Consider the following 21128-nt stretch of genomic DNA (forward strand, 5'->3'; position numbering starts at 1 on the left):
TCATTCATGGTATCATAAACGTATAAATGAAATCTATAGGGTGAAAAAGAAACCCCGCCTTTGGCGCGAGGTTTCTACAGTCCATAAGGTGTCAGCTCAATGGCTTCATTGGATTCTTTTACTTCAAAGAGAAACACTTTTTGAAACCAAATTTTATCTATATACGTTATACCGTCGATTTGGTCAAGAGCATGTTCATACAAAAGATGCGGATGGTTATTTACATATACCTGGTTTCGGGCTGCATCGAACCGGTATACATCCACTCCTTTTTTCATCCTCCACTGCTGCAGTGATACTTTTTGAACAGAAAATCCGAGAGCTTTAGCTGCGTCTTCAAGCGGAATATACAGCAGGCCATTTTTTGTTTTAACATGAAAAGGCACTGGCTGATCCTCTACTGTAACAAGCCGTCCATCAAAAAAAACAAGAGGCAGAGACGGAGGGCGGCTGCTTTTGTTTTCTTTAAAAAAGTTTGTCTGCTCACCTTTTACTGCTGACAGCACCTGGTCAAGCTTAACGGCATTTATTTCTTTGCCTTTAAGCTGCAAAAGTGCTTCTTCCCATTTCTTTTCTTCTTGTTCAGTCAGTACGGCCGTAACTTGCTCCTTCATCTCGGCGGCTTTCATATACATCGGTTTTGCGTTATATAAAGACACAGCAAGGAATGACGTCATCCATTGTTCATCTGCCGGAAAAATAAAGTGTTTTTTTACATACGCATACACCGCATTTGTGTGGATGGTGTTTAAATCACTTTGCTGCCGGATAAACAGCAATCCATCAAGCTGCTGCGGTTTAATATCAGAAGAGATCACAACGGTCTGCCTTGGAAGGTCTTCTGTAGAAAATGGCATGTCCATTAATCCTGACGGAAGCTGCACGGTGTCTCGTGCAAAAATGGTCCCTCCTGAAAATTGGGTTTCTTTTAAACGTTCTTTTTGCCAGAAAAGCGGCGGCCTTTCTGCTTCCCCTTCAAAGGAATAAAAATCAATTTCTGAAAGCTGCTTGGCGGCTTTTTGCTCAATAGAGGATATCCATTGTCCACCTCTTTTTGTATGATCCGTTATGAGCAGCGTTGTTTTGGCTGAGGTCATTTCTTCAAACGCTGCCTGCCAATTGTTCAATAAAAAAGAACGTGGAGAAAGCGAAGCTGGAATCGTGTATTGAATCGAGACATTTTCACCTTTTACCGTAATGGTTCCCGACTGACTGCTCGTTATGCACGTATCTCCTTTTGAACAGGATACTTCTTTTGCATCGGCAGGCAGCCTCATTGTTAAATTCGTGCCTTCCGATACGGAAGCGAGCGTTTGCTTGATCGTAAAGCCGCTTTCTTTAACATCTATTTCAATCGTCTGGTTTGCGATTACTTTCTGGGAAGCGCTTGATCGTTTCTCATAGCCAATCCATTGAACTGTTAACAATATGCTGGCGACCGCTGTTAAAAGAAAAAGAAACACAGGGACTTTATTCATGCACAACTCACACCCCTTAAGAACTATGACCTATCCCTATCATATCAAAAAAATTTTTCGCTGACGATGAAATTTGTCAAAACCAAGTGAACATTGCTTATAATAAGGGAGATGAATGGAGGTATATAGATGATTCAACGATTTATTGAACTTGGTGAAGGATATTCAGATTTATATGAGCTTCTTGATATTACGGAGCGCGCAGCCGGCCGGATTTCGCAATTTGTTGCCCTGCACTCTGCCGGGGGTACGTCATGTGCGGTTATTCTACATCCAACGGAGACAGGCAGTTTTCAGCCGATTTATGTATGCCGGGAGGGCATTCCCAATCCTTATCAAAAAGAAAATGAACGGTTTCGCTTATTTCAGCAGGCTGCAGCTTCAGCGGGTAAGCCGCTCATTGAGCTAGAAGTCAAGCCTTCCTCCCAGTTTGCCGAAAAAACGTTGTACTACCAGTATTTAATCGGCATTTTACGCCTTAACCATTATCTTCGTCCGCTTTAAATAAAAGGTTAGGTTAAAGATGAATATTGTTAATGACGACAAAAGGCAGAGGACCCCGTCTCCTTGGATTCCCTGCCTTTTGCTTTTTAGTTTCACCGTGTTTCCTAACGGCGAGACAATTGCTGTTCCGCCATTTGCACGAGGCGTTTCGTGATTTCACCGTTGACACGCGACGGGGCATCGGCCCCGGGCTGAACACCAAATTCAGAGGCGATTTCGTGCTTCAATTGGTCAATAGCTTGCTGGGCTCCAGGAACCAACAGCCGATTGCGATTGCTGCTTGACATGATTCAATCACTCCCTCTTTTTTTGTCCGCCTTGCCTTACCAGTATGGGGCGTTTCTATCCTTCCCATCCTGGTAACTTAACCAAATAAAAAAGCCTGTCTAAAGACAGGCTTCAGGCTGTTGACAAACGCCCGCTTTCAGCGTCACTTGCCGGCAGTGAATGCTCATGACCCAAAAAGGTCACTCCGCTTCCCAGCCAGCGGCGTTCCTAGAAAGCCAGACGTTTTCAACCAGCCTGCTTTCTTACTTTGTCTACAATCTCAAGTCTGTTTAAAAACAGGCTTTTTTTATACACCAATTTTATAATCGTATTCTTTTGCTTTATCGGGACGGGAGTTTTCGTAGTCCACCTTTAAAAACGGCTTTTCGGAAAAATCAACTTTCTTAACAAAAGAAAATCCCGTCAGCTTTTCCGCCAGTTCCCGCGATTCTGCATGGTTGCAATAAAGAACCGCATACTTCATTTTTTTTGAGACGTAATGAATATTCCCGTATTTGCGTAATGATTTGGCTGGCTTCAATGAATGAAGCCATACAATCAATGCCTGCCTTTCTGTCAGCATGTCCATCCCCCGCTTTTTTACTTTTTATGCCGAACAGCCACAAGAACCGCCGCTTCCACAGCTTCCACATCCGCTTGAAAATATAGAGCCGGCTCCTGGCACCTTTACCTGCTCTGATACAGACCGGGCAACAAGCAGGCTCACTTCATCGAGCAGCTGCTGCAGTTCCGTTTCCGCCCGTCTAAAGGCTGCGACATGCTCATCCATATCCATTTCTCGTTTGGCTGTACGTGTTTCCATCATAATCCGCTTATAGTCCGGATGATATCGCCCAAAACGCTGTACTTCTTCATATTGCTCTTTCAGACGGCTGAAAGCGAAAATTTTATGTTTAACGGATTCTTCCGTATAAAGTTTCTGGTAACATTCACGGTACTGCACGGCCTGCTCTGATTGAAGAATCATATCTCCAAGTGCGTCTGCTGCATCGGCAACGTTAATAAGTTCCATTGTTGTTGCAATCATATGTGCACCTCCATCGGCTTATTCTACCACATATCGTTACTTTCCGGTTAAAATTTGTGTAAAATGCGTTCGGTAGGCACCGGTACCAAATGAAGTAAACGTATCGCTCAACAACAATTCCCTCTCATCCGGTGAATTGAGCCATGCTTCCATCGCAGCGGGTGCGTCCGGATAATTGGCATTAATCATTTCATCCGCTTGATCAAAGAACAAACCTGCTCTTGTTAAACGCTGCTTTAAATCTCCAAATCGAGGTGATTGATGCCCAAAATAGTCAGCTTCAAACATGTCCTGGCTGTGTGACTTGGCTGCGCTGTTTAATTCAGGCGCCCAAACAAGCGCCGGCACGCCTTCTTTGTCTCTGATGAATTGACTTATATCAGCCAGCTGCGCTTCACTTCCGCGCTCAATATGAACCCATGCCGACCTGCCCGGCGAAGGAACTTCCGGCAATACCCCTTCATACACAAGCTCATAAGGCTTCATTTTTAGCAAAACGTCCGCTGTCATAAATCGGATACCTGATAAAATGCCAGTCTGCTGATCAATATAAAGCTGGGCGTAAAAATCACCAATTGGAATAAGCGGCCTGATATTCAGCTCTTCTTCCGACAATTCAAAGCGATAATAGCTGTCATTTGCATGGGCTACGATTTCAGCTTCTGGATACCGGGAACGGAAAATTTCGCTGGCAGAGCGGCCGAGTAAGAAAGGAGACGTATTCATCTCTCCCTTTGCAAAAATCGTGACAACCTGGCTGTTTTGGACTCCCGCAAGCATATAGCTTTCAGACGTTTTATATACCCACCATGTATAGCCATAGGCAGATGGCTCTCTCCGAACCGGCTCCCCGTATTTTTTGATGAGCACTTCCTGTGATGCACCGACCAGGGTCCCCACGCCTTCTTTCGGCGCCGGTTCTACATCTGCCGGCAGGCGGGGATCAACCTTTCCGCTGTTTACGGGAGGCAGTGAAGGCGGCCCCTCGCCCTTTTCATCTATTGCTTTGTCAGCATAAATGCCAATCAGCATGATAATTAAAAAAATGACCAAAATCTTAAAAACAGCTCGCAGACGATCATCTCCCTATCCAGTCCTTCTCTTTCTTTCATCAGTATATCATTCCCTTTCTATGTTTCAAAAACTTTCCTTGCCTGCATTGCATTTTGTTCACTTTCACTCCCCAACTCCATTGCGTGAAAGCGCATTTTCGACTATGATGAAAAGAAGAAATAAATGGATGATATAGCGGAAAGGGGTATGTGTATGAAATTTGAGAATACAGGCTTGGAAGGCATGCAAATTGACTTGAACCAGCTGACTCATATCATGGAACAGCACGGGATGGTTCTGGCAGGACAGTGGGATTATGAACGTGTCACCTATGACCGCAAATTTGAATTAAAAGAAGGTATATATTATTTACGTATCTTTGGTTTTGCCGCAAAAGGAGACGTGGGAGCTGAAGATGCCCTGATCGAGTTAATGGCGCCGCTTCTAGGCAAACACTATTATCCACACGGCGTAGAATATGGGGACAATGAATATTTTCCAGAGTCTCTTGTTCAAACCTGTGAAAAGCTGCTGACCGATATAAAAGGAGAAATCCTTTATTATGTATAAAAAAAGCTTTCCTCTTTTCAAAGAGGAAAGCTTTTTTAATGACCGCCTAAAATGGCTTTAAACATAGATGTAGTTGGACCGCCTGTGTAAAAAACATACAAAAGCAAGTATACCGCTACACCCGTAATCGCGGTGAAAAACCAAATAACACTCGTGATAGGCCCTATTTTCCGATGAAGGACCCATTTACTTTTCAAGCCGCTGGCAATAGAGACGATGCCAAAAACAGCTCCTGTTGTGGCCAGAAAAATATGAAAAACCAAAAAAATCGTATAATAAATTTTAATGTTGTCTGGACCGCCAAATGCCGTATTGCCAATAAACAGCGTGCGGCTTACGTAAATGGTGAAAAACGTAAGAGCAAAAAGCCCTGCTAAAAGCATCGTTTTTTTATGTTTCTCTATTTTTCTCTGTTTGATTTGTGCCCAGCCGATCGCTACGAAAACAGCGCTTAAAACGATAAAAAACGTACTGATCGTCGGCAAAATTGGTAATGACATTTTTTTCCTCACTTCCATTATGTAAAACAAAAGAAATGGCAGACCATTTCTTTTAATAGATTACATTGTTTTATTGTGCCGGGCAAGTGCGGCCTCTGTTAGTTTGTCCGCCTCTTTTTCTTCTTTTCTCACCCATTCAAAAAAGACCTGGGCCAGAACAACACCAAATACAATTTCCTGTACAACTTTCATGACAATGCCGCCGGTTTTTTGGTCTTCAACAACCGCCATGTTAGAAAATAGTTCCGGTCCGCTTAACTGCAAGTTCGATAACGTGGAGGAAGGCACACAAAGCTCCATCGCTTTAAGCCATGCGGTTCCATCAGAGTAAGTGGCATAAAGCGGTGCGGATGCAAAAATAATCAGCGCGCAGGCAGGCGTAAGCAATATGCCGTTCGCAAAAATGTAGCCGACTTTTTTTAATCCATCCAGCCCTTTTTCTCCCGGCTGCTCATTCACAAGCGGCCACCACATGCAAACTGCAAAGAAAAACAACATAACCGTATATAAACTGTGAAATACCTCGTTCATCTTAACAAAATCAAAAATGAGCGGAATGTGGTAAAAAGAAAACAAACCGTTAAATAAAATAAGCGCAAGCAGCGGCCGCGACGAAAATGAAAAAAGCGGTTTTACTACAGGAAGAGTCATAACAGGCCGCCATATCCACCAAGGAATCGCTTTAATAAAAAGAGGCGGCACGACAAGATAAAGCACAGCCATTTGCAGCATATGGTAGGTCATCATAATATGCCCAAGCAGATCAAGCGGCGAGCCTTTGATCGTATACAAAATGATCACCGCACTTACAAACAGCAGCGCCTGGCGCTTTGTGAGCGGTTCACTGTTTTGAAAATGCCGGCGCCCTTTCGTTGTCACCCAAAAGAACAGCATGGTTATAACCAATAATACAGCCAGAAAATAGGGGCTCCAAAGAGCGGAAAAACCAAATATACGGATCGGCATTTTTCCCACCTCATTTGTATTTCACTGCTTCTCTTATTATATCGTCCGCCCACATACTTGACAACGACAGCAAATGACAAGTTCTTGACAGAAAAAAGTGCTCCCCGGCAATGTCGGGCAGCACTTTTTTCTCAGAGCCAAATAATCGTTAAAAAAGCAAGAATCGTCACAAAAGCTACCACGATGCCTGAGTACATAAATAACTGCGGCGCTTCATGACCTTTGTGACTCATATGCATAAAATAGTACAGCTGAAAGATGACCTGTACGACCGCTAGAAGCAATACGAATGGAACAACAAACCATTTAGAAAAACCCGCCCCCACTGCAGCAAAAGCAATGACGGTAAAAAAGATCATCATCGTAAACGTAATAACCTGCATTCTCATTTCTTCTGCATTCTTTTTACGGCGATATTCATACGTAACTTTAGGATCTCCTGACTTTGGGTGTAAATTCGCCATTCGCTATCCCACCATTCCCATTAAGTATACAACCGTAAAGATAAACACCCATACTACATCGATAAAATGCCAGTAAAGACTTGCTAAATAAAATTTAGGTGCATTGTACAGATTAAGACCGCGTTTTGCATTTCGAACCATCAACGCAATAATCCAGGAAAGACCGAAGACGACGTGTCCTCCGTGAAAACCAACAAGCGTATAAAAAGCAGATCCAAATGCGCTGCTTGTAAATTTGTGTTCAAACTCATGGTAGTAATGATAAAATTCATAAATTTCACATGCAAGAAAGCCCAAGCCGAGCACAACGGTTATAAACAGCCATTGCTGCATTTTTTTAAAGCTGTAGTTTTTCATATGATAGATCGCAAAAACCGATGTTAAAGAGCTGGTTAAAAGCAGCATTGTCATTAAAAAAACGAGCGGCAATTCAAACAGGTCACTTGCTTTGGCATGCGTATCGCTTGGCACACTATCTTTCAGGGCTAAATACGTTGCAAATAACGAAGCAAATAAAACGGTCTCGCCTCCCAGGAAAAACCAAAAGCCAAGAAATTTATTTTTCCCTTCAAGCGTTGCCTGCTCAGGCGATTCGGGCCACGTCTGCGGAGTGAATTTTTGTTCAGCTGCCATTACCGTGTTCCTCCTTCTGCCTCATCCAGCAAGTCTTCTTTATGAATATGGTATCCATGATCATCTTTAACAGAGCGGTACAGCATCGCGCCAAATGTGATCAGCATACCGATAATCAGCACAGGAATGGCCCAGTCCTTACCTTCATCAGCATGATACATGGCGCCAAATGCAGCGATAAACAGCCCAAGGGAAATCACAAACGGCACAAACGAATTGTTTGGCATGTGAATGTCACCAATTGGTTCAGCCGGTGTCATATCTGTTTTTCCTTCCATCTTTTCGATCCAAAAAGCATCCAGTCCGCGAACGAGCGGAAGCTGCTTGAAATTATAGAAAGGAGTCGGAGATGGAATCGCCCATTCAAGTGTACGGCCATCTTTCCATGGGTCTCTGCCTACCTGTATATTATTTTTCTGCGTAATGACGATATTCACAAGCAGGACGAGAATGCCGAGAGCCATCAAACCAGCACCGATCGAACTGATTAAGTTCCCTGTCTCAAGTCCCTGCCCTTCAAGGAATGTCCATACACGGCGCGGCATTCCCATCAATCCAAGAAAATGCTGAATAAAGAAGGTTAAATGGAAGCCGACTAAAAACAGCACAAACGTAATTTTGCCCAGCTTTTCGCTAAGCATCGTGCCAAACATAAGCGGCCAATAAAAGTGGGCGCCTCCAAGCAGTCCAAGAACGATTCCCCCTACGATTACATAGTGGAAATGCGCAACAATAAAGTAGCTGTCATGGAACTGGTAGTCAGCTGGCGCAGCAGCCTGCATCACTCCTGTTACGCCGCCCATCACGAAAGAAGGAATAAACGCAACTGCGTACAGCATCGGCACAGTGAATTTAATGCTTCCTCCCCAAATCGTTAAAATCCAGTTGAAAATCTTAATGCCCGTCGGAACGGCAATAGCCATTGTAGCAACGGCGAAAATCGCATTGGCAACAGGACCAAGCCCGGTTGTAAACATGTGGTGTGCCCACACCATAAATCCAAGGAAGCCGATCAGCACCGTAGCAAACACCATAGATGAGTAGCCAAACAAGCGCTTTCTCGCAAAAGTCGGGAATATTTCCGAGAAAAGGCCAAACGCCGGCAGGACGAGAATGTATACTTCCGGGTGGCCGAAAATCCAGAAAAAGTGCTCCCAGATAATGGTGTTCCCGCCCATTGCTACATCAAAAAATCCCGAGCCAAACATCCGGTCAAAAATGAGCATAAACAATCCAACGGTAAGCGGAGGAAATGCAAACAAAATCAGAGCGGACGCTACAAATGTTGTCCATGTAAAAAGCGGCATTCTCATATACGTCATTCCCGGTGCACGCATGTTGATAATTGTTACTAAAAAGTTAATGCCGCCCATCAGTGTGCCGAAGCCGGAAATTTGAAGCCCAAGAGCATAAAAGTCAATGCCATGCCCTTCGGAAGCAAGTGAAAGTGAGGCGTAGGACGTCCAGCCTGCATCAGGTGCTCCCCCCAGGAACCAGGAAAGATTTAAAAACAGCCCGCCGAAAAAAAACAGCCAAAAACCAAGTGCATTTACAAAAGGGAAAGCCACATCGCGCGCGCCGATTTGAAGCGGCATCACAGCGTTCATAAAAGCGAATAAAAGCGGCATAGCAGCCAGGAAAATCATGGTAGTACCGTGCATGGTAATAATTTCATTAAACAACCCGGCACTGACAAAGTCATTATTCGGCACAGCCAGCTGAATGCGGATCATCATCGCTTCAATACCGCCGACAATAAAGAAAAAGCCGCCGGCAAGCAAATATAAAATAGCGATTTTCTTGTGGTCCACTGTCGTTAAGTATTCCCAAACTGTGCTGGTAAATCCCCGTTTTTGTGTATGTGCAATGCTACTCAACGGTTTTACCTCCTTTACCCTGATTCTATATATTTATTCTACTTTAAGGCTCATCAAGTACGCAGCTAGCTGATCTGTTTCCTGATCAGACAATTCTCCATACGTGCCTGTCATTTTATTGCCTGGTTTGTACTCTTCCGGATTTGAAATCCAATTCTTCAATTCTTCTTCGTTATGCTCAAGAATACCTGCTATTCTTTCACGTTCTCCAAATCCTGCAAGGTTTGGCGCAGTACGGGCTGCTTCGGGACGTGCATCAGCCGTTGTAACAGCATGACAGCTCAAACACTTTTGATTGAATATTTCCTGCCCTGCAGCTGCAGCTGGATCCTCTGGTTTTGCTTCTGCTGCTTTCGCGTCGATTGCCTGCATCGCTGTTACCCACTGGTTAAATTCCTGTTTTGGAAGCGCATGCACTTTAAAGTCCATTAAAGCATGGGAAGGACCGCAAAGCTCTGCACATTTCCCATAAAATAGATTGTCTGCTTCTTCTGCTTTTTCACCATCAAACTCAAGCCAGATTTGATTAACGTTCTCTACATTTGTGTCTATTTTCCCACCGGCCGCTGGAATCCAAAAAGAGTGTTTTACATCGGATGCTTTTACGTTAAAGTACACCTTCTGATCGGTCGGAACAACGAGCTCCTGGCTTGTAATAATTTTTTGGTTCGGATATTCAAATTCCCACCAATACAAATTGGCCCGTACGTTTACAACCATGGCATCTGTTGTACCGTCTTCTTTTTTCTTATCCATTGCTTTTGTGTCAGCTAAATCAAATGTAGCCAAAACTGTTGGAATTGCTAAAATAATCAGTAAAATGATTGGAATAATCGTCCATATCATTTCGAGTACATGGCTTCCTTCCACTTGCTTTGGAATAGCCGGGTCATCTTTTTTGCGGCGGAACTTCAAAACCGCAATGGCAAATAAAACAGAGACAACGATGACCACGCCGACCATGATCCATGTGCTGAGCAACATGAGATCATAGGCGGTTTGGCCTGCTTCACCAGCAGGAGTCAACGTTGAAAGAAATGGTTCGCCGCAGCCGGACAGAAAGAGCGCCGTCAGGCCGGTAAACGTAAAAAGACGCCAGTTTGTCAGCTTCTTTTTCATAGCGTATTACAACCCCTCTTTCGTTTGAAATGTTTACTAAAACAGTGCATATATATGGATTTCTTAAAAGAAGAATTCCCCTGTTTAAATAACGGTAACGATAACCATCGCAACGAAAATAATGGTTAAATACTGCAATGAATAAATAAACATATATCTGGCCCATTTCAAATCATCTTTTGCTTTAAAGCCTGTTGCTGCCAGGGCAACCCAGCCTACGTTTAGCAAGGTAGCCAGAACGATAAACGCCATGCCAAGTTCTGTCATGAAAAACGGCAGCGGCAAAAGAAGCAGTGTCCAAACAAACATATGACGCTTTGTAACGGAAAATCCTTTTACAGTGGGAAGCATCGGAATTCCTGCTCTTCCATATTCATCAGCACGCTTCATCGCCAATGCGTAAAAGTGCGGCGGCTGCCAGATAAACATAATTAAAAACAGCATCCAAGCCAGCATATCCAGTGTTGGGTCTACAGCAGCCCAACCGATAAGAGGCGGCACAGCACCTGAGATGCTGCCAACGATTGTATTGCTGACATGACGGCGCTTTGACCACATTGTGTAAATCACTACGTAGCTGATGATCCCAATGACTCCGATCACCCCTGCTGTAAAGGTCGTCATAAATAAAAGCGCTGATCCGACAATGACAAGCGCCAGTCCTATGGTTAGTACTTTTGGATAGCTGATTTTTCCGGTAACTGTCGGCCTTGTTTTTGTACGCTCCATTAAAGGATCGATGTCCCGGTCAATATAGTTGTTCAAACTTGCTGAGCCCGCGATGATAAGGGCGGAACCAATGAGTGTTAAAGCAATGGTATCAAGGTTGGCTAAAAACCGGATATCGTTTAAAATAAAAGCCAGCCACATACCTGTAAAAACAGTTATTAAATTGGAGTTAACGATGCCGATCTTAATCAAGGCCATAAAATCTTTTACAGCCGTTGTTTCTGGCACACTTGTTTTATCTAATGTTGTACTGCGCAACACTATTCCCCCCCTTTCTTTAAACACACTATCTTAATCTTACTATAAAGGATATAGCTGCGCTTTTCTACACAATTTAAAAACATTTCAAGCGAATAGACGCTCTCTTCCATATTAAATCATATTCACCGTTTTTATGTGAACGGCTGATGAACGATTTATGTCGAATTTGTGTCTCGTAAAAACGATTTGTTTCCAGTGATTCTTTTTTGTAAGATAATAGAATAAATATGGGAATGGACAAAAATGAAACGGTTTTCTTTCCCGTGTATAAAAGGTTAAAGATAGATAGATAGATAGACAGACAGAGAGAAGAAGGTGAGCATGTTGAACGGCTGGCTTAAATGGCTTGGAGTTGTGACCACATTGGTTATGCTTGCAGTTTTAATTGGCGGTGCACTTGTGACAAAAACGGATTCCGGGCTTGGCTGTGGTAACGACTGGCCGCTTTGCCATGGACAGGTTATTCCCGAAAACATTCAGGCAGAAACCATCATTGAGCTTTCCCATCGTGCTGTTTCTGGTGCAGCCGGACTTCTTGTTTTAGCGCTGTCTGTTTTTTCCTGGCGCTGTATCGGCCATAAGCGGGAAACAAAATTCCTCTCTGCTCTGGCTTTTTTGTTTCTGCTTGTCCAGGCACTAATTGGAGCGGCGGCTGTTTTGTGGGGGCAAAACGACTTTGTGCTCGCTCTTCATTTTGGCATCTCTCTTATTTCGTTTTCCGCCGTTTTATTGCTGACCCTGCTTATTTTTGAAGTGGATCAGCGATTTGATGCTTCCTCCATCGTGATTGACAGCCGAATGAAATGGCATACTGTCGGCGTTACCCTGTACAGCTATATCGTTGTATATACGGGGGCGCTCGTCCGCCATACAAAATCCAGCATGGTATGCGGGTCCTGGCCGCTGTGCGGAAATGATGATATACTGCCTTCAAATTTGTATCAGTGGATTCAAATGAGTCATCGGGCGGCAGCCGGCTTGATTTTCATCTGGATTGCTTATATCGCTTACCTTGCCCTTAAATACTATAAGCACCAGCGTGTTTTGTATTATGGATGGCTGATTGCCTTCATTCTTGTTTCACTGCAGGCAATTGCAGGCGCGTTTATTATTTGGACCCGCTTAAATCTGTATATCGCTCTCGCACACGCTTTATTTGTATCCTGCTTGTTTGGACTGTTGTGTTACTTTATTCTGCTCGTCTCCCGAAGCAGAATCAATACTTAACAAAAAAGCACCGCCTCTTTTGAGACCGGTGCTTTTTGTTTTTTATTTTATTTTTCAAGTTCTACCAGAAGATCGCCCGTAGAAATGGCTTCGCCATTTTGTACATGGACAGCTTTAACAGTTCCATCAAATGGTGCCTGTACCGTTGTCTCCATTTTCATCGCTTCGGTAATCATGAGATGATCCCCGCGCTTTACTTTATCGCCTTTTTCAAGGATGACTTTAATGACCGTACCCGGCATTGTGGCCGCAATATGACCCTCATTTTTCGGATCAGCTTTCACTTTCGCATTAACGGCTGATTTGATGCTTTCATCTTTAATCACCACATCACGCGGCTGGCCATTCAGTTCGAAGCTTAAAATACGTGTTCCATCGACCTGCGGGTGACCGATCGAAACGAGTTTCACAATGAGTGTTTTTCCTGTTTCAATCTCGATTTCTTTTTCTTCACCGAGACGCATGCCGTACAGGAACGTTGGTGTATCGAGAACCGAAATATCGCCATACTGTGCTTTTACTTTTGCATAATCCGTAAACACTTTTGGATACAGAGCATACGCAATCACATCATGATCCGTTGGTTCTTCCCCGATTTCCTGCTCCAGCTCTTTGCGAAGGGCATCGAAATCAACGTCTTCCAAAAGTTCACCCGGACGTACGGTGATCGGTGATTTTCCTTTTAAGATAACTTTTTGCAGCTGCTCTGGGAAGCCGCCAACCGGCTGGCCAAGATAGCCTTCAAACAGTTCAATCACAGAGTCAGGGAAATCAATTTTGTCGCCGCGAAGCAGCACTTCTTCTTCCGTCAGGTCATTCTGCACCATAAAGAGGGCCATATCCCCGACTACTTTAGAAGACGGTGTTACTTTGACAATATCACCGAACATAAGGTTCACGCGGCGGTACATATCTTTTACTTCATCCCAGCGGTCGCCAAGGCCGACGCCTTTCGCCTGCTGCTGAAGGTTCGAATACTGACCGCCCGGCATTTCATGCTCGTAAATTTCCGTATGCGGCGCAAGCATCCCGCTTTCAAACGGTGCATAAAACTTGCGGACATCTTCCCAGTAGTAAGAGACTTTTTCAAGCGCATCGATGCTGACAGACGGAGCCCGGTCTGTTCCTTCAAGTGCGTAGTGAAGCGTGTTGGCGCTCGGCTGTGATGTAAGCCCCGCCATTGTGCTGAGAGCCGTATCAACGATATCTACACCCGCTTCAATCGCTTTCGTGTACATCAGCACACCGTTGCCGCTTGTGTCGTGCGTATGCAGGTGAACCGGAATATCAACCGCTTCTTTTAATTCAGAAATCAGGCGGTAGGCAGCCTGCGGTTTCAAAAGGCCGGCCATATCTTTAATGCCCAGAATATGAGCACCCTGTGCTTCCAGCTCTTTCGCCATGTTTTTGTAGTATTCTACATTGTATTTCGCACGGGATGGATCATCGATATCCCCTGTGTAGCAAATCGCCGCTTCGGCAATTTTACCAGACTGGCGGACTGCATCGATGGCAACCTCCATGCCTTTCACCCAGTTTAAGCTGTCAAAAATACGGAACACGTCAATGCCGGACTCGGCAGACTGCTGAACAAACTCTTTAATGACGTTGTCCGGATAGTTTTTGTAGCCGACCGCATTTGATGCGCGAAGCAGCATCTGGAATAGAATATTCGGTACCTGCTTGCGAAGCGTTTCAAGACGCTTCCACGGATCTTCTTTCAGGAAGCGGTACGCCACATCAAACGTCGCTCCCCCCCACATTTCCATTGAGAACAATTCTGGAAGAAGACGGGCCGTTGCCGGTGCGATATGAGTCAGATCCGTTGTACGGACGCGTGTTGCAAGCAGTGACTGGTGCGCATCACGCATCGTCGTATCCGTTAACAGCACCTCTTTTTGTTCTTTCACCCAGCTGACAAGGCCGTCTGCGCCCTGCTCATCCAGGATCTGCTTCGTTCCGCCTGCCGGCTTTTCGGACAGTTTAACTTTCGGGATGCGCGGCGTGTCAAACACAGGCTTTTTCTTCTGCTCCACACCCGGGAATCCATTCACTGTTACGGTGCCGATATAATTGAGCATTTTTGTTCCGCGGTCTTTTCGTTTCGGGAATACAAACAGCTCAGGTGATTTGTCAATAAAAGACGTATCATAGTTGCCTGAAATAAAATCTTCATGGCGCATGACGTTTTCCAAAAACGGAATGTTTGTTTTAATTCCGCGGATCCGGAATTCCTGCAGGTTCCGCAGCATTTTAGATGCGGCCTGTTCAAAAGTCATCGCAAACGTCGATACTTTTACAAGCAGTGAATCATAGTATGGCGTGATTACCGCACCCTGGAAGCTGTTCCCGGCATCCAGGCGGACACCGTAGCCGCCGCCAGAACGGTAAGCCATGATACGGCCCGTATCCGGCATAAAGCCGTTTTCAGGATCTTCTGTTGTAACGCGGGACTGAATGGCATATCCCATAGTACGAATGTCTTCCTGCTCAGGAATGCCGACTTTGTCGCTATGCAGCCCATGACCTTCTGCCACAAGGATCTGCGTCTGCACGATATCGATCCCTGTAATCAGCTCCGTAATCGTATGTTCAACCTGGATGCGCGGGTTGACTTCGATAAAGTAAAAATCTTCACCTGCGGTTAAGAATTCCACTGTTCCCGCGTTTAAATAGTCCACATTTTTCATCAGCTTCACAGCTGCTTCACAGATACGATCACGCAGGTCTTCTGAAATCGAAACGGCTGGTGCTACCTCAACTACTTTTTGATGACGGCGCTGAACCGAACAGTCACGCTCATATAAATGAACGACATTTCCTTCATGGTCGCCAATAATCTGCACTTCAATGTGCTTTGGATTTTGAACAAATTTTTCTACATACACTTCGTCATTACCGAAGGCTGCTTTGGCTTCAGACTTGGCACGGTCGTATGCTTCACGCACTTCTCCGAGGTTTTGAACAATCCGCATACCGCGTCCGCCGCCGCCAAGAGCCGCTTTGATGATAATAGGGAAGCCGTGATTTTTCCCAAATTCAATGACTTCATCTAAACTGCCAACCGGTCCATCAGTGCCTGGAATAACCGGGATCTCTGCTTTTATTGCCTGTGTGCGTGCTTTTACTTTATCGCCAAACATATCAAGGTGAGCGGATTTCGGTCCAATAAAGACAATACCTTCCTCTTCACAACGTTTTGCAAATTCGATATTTTCAGATAAAAATCCATAGCCAGGATGAATAGCATCGACCTCTGCCTGCTTGGCAATTTCAATGATGCCCTCGATATCAAGATAAGCATCAATTGGTTTTTTTCCTTCTCCTACCAAGTATGCTTCGTCGGCCTTATAGCGATGATATGAACCTGAATCTTCCTTCGAGTAAACAGCTACTGTCCGGATATGTAGTTCTGTGCAGGCGCGGAATACGCGGATGGCAATCTCTCCCCTGTTTGCCACCAGCACTTTGCTGATTTTTTTCATCTTCATCTCTCCCCTGATCTGTTGATAAAATTATATATAAAAAGGTTCAAATCTTTGAACCTTTTTATTTTTAAGATTTATAGTTTTTTTTCGTATTTTGACTGCATCGATATGTTGGCCAAAATACCAAGTGAAATTGAGAGCAGCAGTAAAGAAGATCCGCCATAACTGATAAATGGCAACGGAACCCCCGTAATAGGGATGACCCCTGACATGCCGCCGAGATTGATAAATGCCTGTATCCCAATCATCGAAGAAACGCCGACTGCAAGCATTGAACCAAACGAATCGGGACTCTTCACGGCAATACGAAGGCCGTGTAACACAATAAATAAAATGCCGCCTATTGCAAAAATGACTCCCAAGATTCCAAGTTCTTCAGCGATAATCGCCATGATAAAATCTGTATGCGGCTCCGGTAAGTAGCCAAGCTTTTGTACACTTTGGCCAAGTCCCCGACCGGTCAGTCCGCCCGAGCCAATCGCAAGATAGGAATTTACTAGATGATAGCCGTCGCCCTGCTCATATTTAAAAGGATCTAAATAACTTGTTAGACGCCCCATTCGCTCTTCAGACAAAATTTCATCTTTTTGCCAAAAGAACAGCGGCGACAAAAACAGGGCAAAAATACCAATCAACAGCATAAACTTAACAAGCTTTTTCATTTTTATACCGGATGTTAGGACGATTGTCAACCCGATCGCAAAAATGATCGCAGCCGTTCCGAAGTCAGGCTGAAGCGCTACAAGGAAACAAATGCTAAAAAGCATAATAACTGGCGGCGCAATACTGTTGTTAAGCGAGTTAATATTTTTTTGTTTTTTTGAAAAAATGGCAGCCATATAAAGAATGACAACCAACTTAGCAAACTCTGACGGCTGAATCGAACGCGCCCCTATTTGAAACCAGCTTTGGGCATTGTTTGATACATGTCCAAATGCAAACAGTAAAAGCAGCATTCCAAACATGCCTGCCAGCATCCATTGCTGAAACCGCTTTGCTCTTAAACGCTGGTACGGAAAAAAGGATACAACGCCAAAAGCAATAAAAGCCATAAGTATATGTATCTTCTGCTTATCATAAAAATAACCACTTTCAAGTCCCCACCGCTGAACGGCCATTACTGAACTTGCACTAAAAATCATCATCAGCCCAAATAAACATAAAATACAAAACACGGCCGCCAACGGATAATCATATGATTTTAAATTTCTTTTCCACATACAAACCTTCCATTCATGCGCTTACCGATAAGCGATACTCGTTAAGTTAAAAAAACTCAAACAGCTGTTTGAGTTTTCTGTCTGTTTACCGGTCAACGGATGCTTCATGCAATGCTGAAAGTTCTTGCTCAAGTGAGTCAATCAGCTGTTTGCCATCTGCTTCATCCACCAGTCCGAGACGTATAGCGAAGTCTATTTCACGGGATAAGCCGAACATTTGAGTGTCAAGCACTTCCTCGTATAAAGGACATTGCGGCATCGTTAAATTGTCCATTTGCACTTTGATGAGACGCAAAATTTTTTCCGCATCCGCCTGCAACAGAGAGTAGGCCTTTTCCCGATGGTCTATTTTCATTTCAGATGCCATAATTTCTCCCCCTGTTCCAAGAATGGAATCACTGTATATTAAAAGATTTTATCGTTAATACAGGGAATTTGCAAGGAATTTTAACAGGCAGACTGACAACACAAAATTTTCACGCTATACTTATGAGGAAACATAGTTCACTTACATAAAGGAGATATGATTCGATGGAGCAAATCATTCCCATCAAAGGAAACGTCTCGTTTCCGCTCACTCTTGACCCCGGTGTGTGGATTTTCGACGACCGCCGCATTGATTTAGACGACTTTTTTTCCTCATCACCTCAGCCTGAACGGGACACAGAGCAAGAATACATAAAAAGCACATCGAAATTTTGGGAAAAAGAAATTCGGGAAGGTGCGGTTTTTCCGCCGACGATTAAATCTGAAAAAAAATATGAAAAAGAAAAAGTGCTCACCAGCACATTCGGCGTGCCGCTTTCACCCTTTTTAAAAAATGCAGTGCCGTCAGACAGCGCTTCCCAAATTGTGATCGAAACAAAGGACGGTTCTTTTTCATTTCCCCTTGCAGAAGCGGACTCGCTCATCATGCAGTTTTCCTTTAAAGGAAAACCGCTGCGGGAAGACGGCCCCGTTTATGTCTTACTGAAAGATGGATCAAACCGTGACTGTCCGATCAAAAATGTAACGGCTATTTCTGTTCAGTAAAAATCCATCTGCCTTCGGGCAGATGGATTTTTATGTACCAGACAATGTTGTATCCGTTTCTTTTATAAAAACGGTTGTTTCAACTGCTAGATTCACTTTATAAGGCACTTTTAAGTTGTGACCGTCTTCTTCTAAAATAAGCAAAACAGGCCGGTCGCTGACATGCTCATTCTGCTCGCACACAATACCCTTCCGGCCGTCTGTAAGCCATACGGTTAAACCTGTTGGATACATCACGATCGCTTTGCGGAATTTTTCAATATACTCCGTTTCAAACTCGGTTCCTGAACCTGCATATAAAATTTCCATTCCTTCATGCGGCAGCATCGCTTTGCGGTAAATTCGATTTGAGGTTACCGCGTCGTATACATCGGCAATCCCAATCATTTTCCCAAAAAAATGAATTTCATTTCCCTTTAAGCCGCGCGGATAGCCAGAACCGTTTAAGCGCTCATGGTGCTGAAGCGCACAATGGGCTGCAGTCAGCGGCAGCCCGTGTTCTTTCCGAAGCAGCTCAAAGCCTAATTCTGTATGAGATTTCATAATAGTAAATTCGTCACTTGTCAGCTTTGAAGGCTTTTTTAAAATGGCTAACGGAATCAGCATTTTTCCTACATCGTGCAGCATTGCCCCTAAGCCGATTTCTTCTGTTTGTTTTGGTGTTAAATTTTTCAGTTTCATACTGAGCGCCAGTGTGTAAATGGTCACGTTTAGTGAATGAGTAAAAATATAATCATCGTGGGCATATAAGTGGGTCAATAAATCAATCGCTTCTTTTCGGCTTTTGATCTGCCTGATAATATCGCGGACAACAGAAACAAACTTTTTTTCCATTTTGTGAAAGCCAAATTCCGGTGAATCTGCCGATAAGTCTTTTTTCACTTGATTAAACGCTTCCGACATAATACAGAGAGCTTCTCTTCTTGTCCCTTCTGTTAAAACCGGGCGAATATAGATGTCATCCGTACGTGCATCTTCAATGTATACGTATGAAATACCAAGCGAGTACAGCCGCTTCACGATAGGCGGTGTGAGCTCAGCACCTGCCTTCAACAGTATTCGTCCTTTGCTGTTTAAGACATTTTCAGCAAGAAAGACATTTTCTTGGATGGATGACACAGCGACTAATCTCAAAATGTTCGAACTCCTTATATAGCCGAAATAACTTTATTGAATCGTTTCCTGTTTTAAAGCTGCCATAATTTGCCCGTCCAGCTTTTCGGCTGCCTGTAAATCGTATGTTTTTTCGGAAACAGGTTCTACTGTAATTCTCGATCCATAAAACATAACATCCCGCACTTCTTTAATAGACACTTCGATAACGGATGCTTTTAACGGTACTCCCTCTAAATGATAGGATAGGATTTTTGCACTACCACTGATTGTATAAGCCGATTCGGAGGCAAAAACAGCCAGGGAAACCAGTGCATTTTTATGAATATTATGGATGATTTTTGAACGGCTGTCTACCGCTATACGCAGCGTTGTATCATTTAAAGCATACACCCAGGAAATCGCATTCATAAAAGGGGCCCCTGTTTCCGCATCTACTGTCGAAAAAAATGAAAGGCGTTCCGATTGAAGTGCTTCGAACAATTCCGGTATTAAATATGGTTCGTTTCGATTTGCCAACGCCACCGCTCCTTCTGACTTTTCTCCTATTATACCGATATTCTGTCTGCATTTCTATATGCTGCCCTCTCCCATGTTATACTACTTGTAAAACGGAGGTGCCTCTATGAGAGTAAAATGCATAATGTGTGACAAAATTGAATCAATTGACGATCAATTGCCTTCTGCTAAAAAGCTGCGCAACCGGCCTATTCATACCTATATGTGTGAAGCATGCCGGGCACGTATTGCGGAAAAAACCGAGCAGCGAATCCGTACAGGACAGTTTTTTGTTTATCGTTCTGGCAAAGAAAAAGAGTGGCTTTCATAAGAAGCCTTCTGTTGGCTGGCACTGCAGGAGGAATAGTACTCGGCTTTTTTTTAAAGGCAGCCGAATGGCTTACAGGAAAAAAAGTGTATACCTTACTGCTGAACGTTGATTTCATTCCTCTTCTTAACCGAATCGTGTGGCCGGAATGGATGGAATTCTTCTTTCACTTACTTCTTTCTTTTTCGATTACAGCTGTTTTTTTGGGACTGCTTTCCAAAACGAAGCGGCCTTTTACAACTGCTTTTGTTCTTGTGCTGCCGACTGTTTTTCTGTACTACCCTTTATCTATACTTTCCCACAAGCCCGTTGCTGCTCCGTACAATGGACAGGCTTTTGGCTGGTGGGCAGCAGGACACGCTTTATATGCCCTTGTCCTTGGTCTGTACGGGCAAAAAATAAAGCGGGAGGCATAAGCCCCCCGCTTTATTCAGCGTGCGGTTCTTTCTTGTTTTTGATGCTTTCTCAGCCTGAATTTATACGCCCCTAACACAAGGGCAGCTACAATCAGGCTTTCAACAACCGGCAGCTGGTAAGACAGGATTAAAAGCAGCAGGGAGCCGGCCGCAAGGGAAACATAAACGATGGCGTTTTGCCACATTTTTAGTTTTTTTGCAAACCCGAGATTATAAACGAGAATGGAGAGGGCAATTAAAACAGCCCAATAAATATAGATCGCTGTTTGAACACCAAATGATTCAATAAGAGCCCGGAGAAGCGGGCCGACATGTTCCAATCCTTCCACACTCATTC

24 protein-coding genes are annotated in these 21128 nt (G+C 44.1%); 6 read left to right on the plus strand and 18 right to left on the minus strand.

What is annotated here, in order from left to right; all coding sequences use genetic code 11:
• Nucleotides 1-74 precede the first annotated feature (74 nt).
• Nucleotides 75-1478, minus strand: coding sequence for a copper amine oxidase N-terminal domain-containing protein (locus tag M3221_RS04480; protein WP_251270344.1), 1404 nt, complete (start codon nt 1476-1478; stop codon nt 75-77).
• A gap of 129 nt (nt 1479-1607) precedes the next feature.
• Between M3221_RS04480 and M3221_RS04485 the strand changes: the two genes are divergently transcribed.
• Entirely contained in the window at nt 1608-1982 is a 375-nt protein-coding gene (locus M3221_RS04485) for a DUF7147 family protein (RefSeq protein ID WP_251270345.1), read from the plus strand.
• A gap of 104 nt (nt 1983-2086) precedes the next feature.
• Here the strand turns inward: M3221_RS04485 and M3221_RS04490 are convergent, their stop codons facing one another.
• The 4 genes from M3221_RS04490 to M3221_RS04505 all read right to left on the minus strand — a co-directional run bounded on the left by M3221_RS04490 (nt 2087) and on the right by M3221_RS04505 (nt 4350).
• Nucleotides 2087-2269, minus strand: a complete 183-nt coding sequence (locus M3221_RS04490) for an alpha/beta-type small acid-soluble spore protein (RefSeq protein ID WP_251270346.1) — start codon at nt 2267-2269, stop codon at nt 2087-2089.
• 287 nt (nt 2270-2556) lie between these two features.
• Entirely contained in the window at nt 2557-2832 is a 276-nt protein-coding gene (locus M3221_RS04495; protein WP_251270347.1) for a YlbG family protein, read from the minus strand.
• 24 nt (nt 2833-2856) lie between these two features.
• Nucleotides 2857-3297, minus strand: a complete 441-nt coding sequence (locus M3221_RS04500; RefSeq protein ID WP_251270348.1) for a YlbF/YmcA family competence regulator — start codon at nt 3295-3297, stop codon at nt 2857-2859.
• Between the two features lie 36 nt (nt 3298-3333).
• Nucleotides 3334-4350, minus strand: a complete 1017-nt coding sequence (locus tag M3221_RS04505; RefSeq protein WP_251270349.1) for a CAP domain-containing protein — start codon at nt 4348-4350, stop codon at nt 3334-3336.
• Between the two features lie 213 nt (nt 4351-4563).
• On the opposite strand from M3221_RS04505, the gene M3221_RS04510 reads away from it, so the two are divergent.
• Complete coding sequence (locus M3221_RS04510) at nt 4564-4920, plus strand: YugN family protein (RefSeq protein ID WP_251270350.1); 357 nt, start codon at nt 4564-4566, stop codon at nt 4918-4920.
• A gap of 35 nt (nt 4921-4955) precedes the next feature.
• On the opposite strand, the gene M3221_RS04515 is transcribed toward M3221_RS04510, so the two are convergent.
• The 7 genes from M3221_RS04515 to cyoE form a co-directional block, all read right to left on the minus strand.
• Nucleotides 4956-5420: a DUF420 domain-containing protein gene (locus M3221_RS04515; RefSeq protein WP_251270351.1), complete on the minus strand. Its 465-nt coding sequence runs from the start codon at nt 5418-5420 to the stop codon at nt 4956-4958.
• A 60-nt stretch (nt 5421-5480) separates the two neighbouring features.
• Nucleotides 5481-6386 carry a cytochrome c oxidase assembly factor CtaG gene (gene ctaG / locus M3221_RS04520; protein ID WP_251270352.1) on the minus strand — a complete coding sequence of 302 codons (906 nt, stop codon included), beginning with the start codon at nt 6384-6386 and terminating at the stop codon, nt 5481-5483.
• Between the two features lie 131 nt (nt 6387-6517).
• The gene (ctaF, locus tag M3221_RS04525; RefSeq protein ID WP_242232150.1) at nt 6518-6850 is read right to left on the minus strand and encodes a cytochrome c oxidase subunit IVB; all 333 of its coding nucleotides are present in this window, start codon (nt 6848-6850) and stop codon (nt 6518-6520) included.
• Between the two features lie 3 nt (nt 6851-6853).
• Entirely contained in the window at nt 6854-7483 is a 630-nt protein-coding gene (locus M3221_RS04530; RefSeq protein ID WP_242232151.1) for a cytochrome (ubi)quinol oxidase subunit III, read from the minus strand.
• Nucleotides 7483-9360: a cbb3-type cytochrome c oxidase subunit I gene (locus M3221_RS04535; RefSeq protein WP_242232152.1), complete on the minus strand. Its 1878-nt coding sequence runs from the start codon at nt 9358-9360 to the stop codon at nt 7483-7485. The genes M3221_RS04530 and M3221_RS04535 overlap by 1 nt, the downstream gene beginning before the upstream one ends.
• Nucleotides 9361-9393: 33 nt before the next feature.
• Nucleotides 9394-10479: a cytochrome c oxidase subunit II gene (coxB, locus tag M3221_RS04540; RefSeq protein WP_251270353.1), complete on the minus strand. Its 1086-nt coding sequence runs from the start codon at nt 10477-10479 to the stop codon at nt 9394-9396.
• Between the two features lie 84 nt (nt 10480-10563).
• Nucleotides 10564-11406 carry a heme o synthase gene (gene cyoE, locus M3221_RS04545; RefSeq protein WP_285879307.1) on the minus strand — a complete coding sequence of 281 codons (843 nt, stop codon included), beginning with the start codon at nt 11404-11406 and terminating at the stop codon, nt 10564-10566.
• 384 nt (nt 11407-11790) lie between these two features.
• On the opposite strand from cyoE, the gene M3221_RS04550 reads away from it, so the two are divergent.
• Complete coding sequence (locus M3221_RS04550) at nt 11791-12696, plus strand: heme A synthase (protein WP_396120241.1); 906 nt, start codon at nt 11791-11793, stop codon at nt 12694-12696.
• 47 nt (nt 12697-12743) lie between these two features.
• Here M3221_RS04550 and pyc read toward each other — a convergent pair whose 3' ends face one another.
• The 3 genes from pyc to M3221_RS04565 all read right to left on the minus strand — a co-directional run bounded on the left by pyc (nt 12744) and on the right by M3221_RS04565 (nt 17771).
• A complete protein-coding gene (gene pyc, locus M3221_RS04555) occupies nt 12744-16181 on the minus strand; it encodes a pyruvate carboxylase (RefSeq protein ID WP_251270354.1) in 3438 nt (1145 codons plus the stop codon).
• Nucleotides 16182-16258: 77 nt separating this feature from the next.
• A complete protein-coding gene (locus M3221_RS04560) occupies nt 16259-17404 on the minus strand; it encodes an FtsW/RodA/SpoVE family cell cycle protein (RefSeq protein ID WP_251270355.1) in 1146 nt (381 codons plus the stop codon).
• An 85-nt stretch (nt 17405-17489) separates the two neighbouring features.
• The gene (locus M3221_RS04565) at nt 17490-17771 is read right to left on the minus strand and encodes an Fpa/YlaN family protein (protein ID WP_050181559.1); all 282 of its coding nucleotides are present in this window, start codon (nt 17769-17771) and stop codon (nt 17490-17492) included.
• Between the two features lie 164 nt (nt 17772-17935).
• Here M3221_RS04565 and M3221_RS04570 point away from each other — a divergent pair, with 164 nt between their 5' ends.
• The gene (locus M3221_RS04570; RefSeq protein ID WP_251270356.1) at nt 17936-18436 is read left to right on the plus strand and encodes a peptidyl-prolyl cis-trans isomerase; all 501 of its coding nucleotides are present in this window, start codon (nt 17936-17938) and stop codon (nt 18434-18436) included.
• A gap of 30 nt (nt 18437-18466) precedes the next feature.
• On the opposite strand, the gene M3221_RS04575 is transcribed toward M3221_RS04570, so the two are convergent.
• Nucleotides 18467-19570 (minus strand): HD-GYP domain-containing protein, encoded by a 1104-nt coding sequence (locus M3221_RS04575; protein ID WP_251270357.1) that lies wholly within the window; start codon nt 19568-19570, stop codon nt 18467-18469.
• Between the two features lie 33 nt (nt 19571-19603).
• A complete protein-coding gene (locus M3221_RS04580; protein ID WP_251270358.1) occupies nt 19604-20068 on the minus strand; it encodes a pyridoxamine 5'-phosphate oxidase family protein in 465 nt (154 codons plus the stop codon).
• 106 nt (nt 20069-20174) lie between these two features.
• Here M3221_RS04580 and M3221_RS04585 point away from each other — a divergent pair, with 106 nt between their 5' ends.
• Nucleotides 20175-20378, plus strand: coding sequence for a YlaI family protein (locus M3221_RS04585; protein ID WP_242232159.1), 204 nt, complete (start codon nt 20175-20177; stop codon nt 20376-20378).
• Nucleotides 20379-20389: 11 nt separating this feature from the next.
• Entirely contained in the window at nt 20390-20791 is a 402-nt protein-coding gene (locus M3221_RS04590; RefSeq protein WP_251270359.1) for a hypothetical protein, read from the plus strand.
• Between the two features lie 14 nt (nt 20792-20805).
• On the opposite strand, the gene M3221_RS04595 is transcribed toward M3221_RS04590, so the two are convergent.
• Nucleotides 20806-21120: a YlaH-like family protein gene (locus M3221_RS04595; protein ID WP_251270360.1), complete on the minus strand. Its 315-nt coding sequence runs from the start codon at nt 21118-21120 to the stop codon at nt 20806-20808.
• Nucleotides 21121-21128 lie beyond the last annotated feature (8 nt).

The sequence above is a fragment of the Domibacillus indicus genome (assembly GCF_023715895.1).
In the GTDB taxonomy this organism is placed as follows: domain Bacteria; phylum Bacillota; class Bacilli; order Bacillales; family Domibacillaceae; genus Domibacillus; species Domibacillus indicus_A.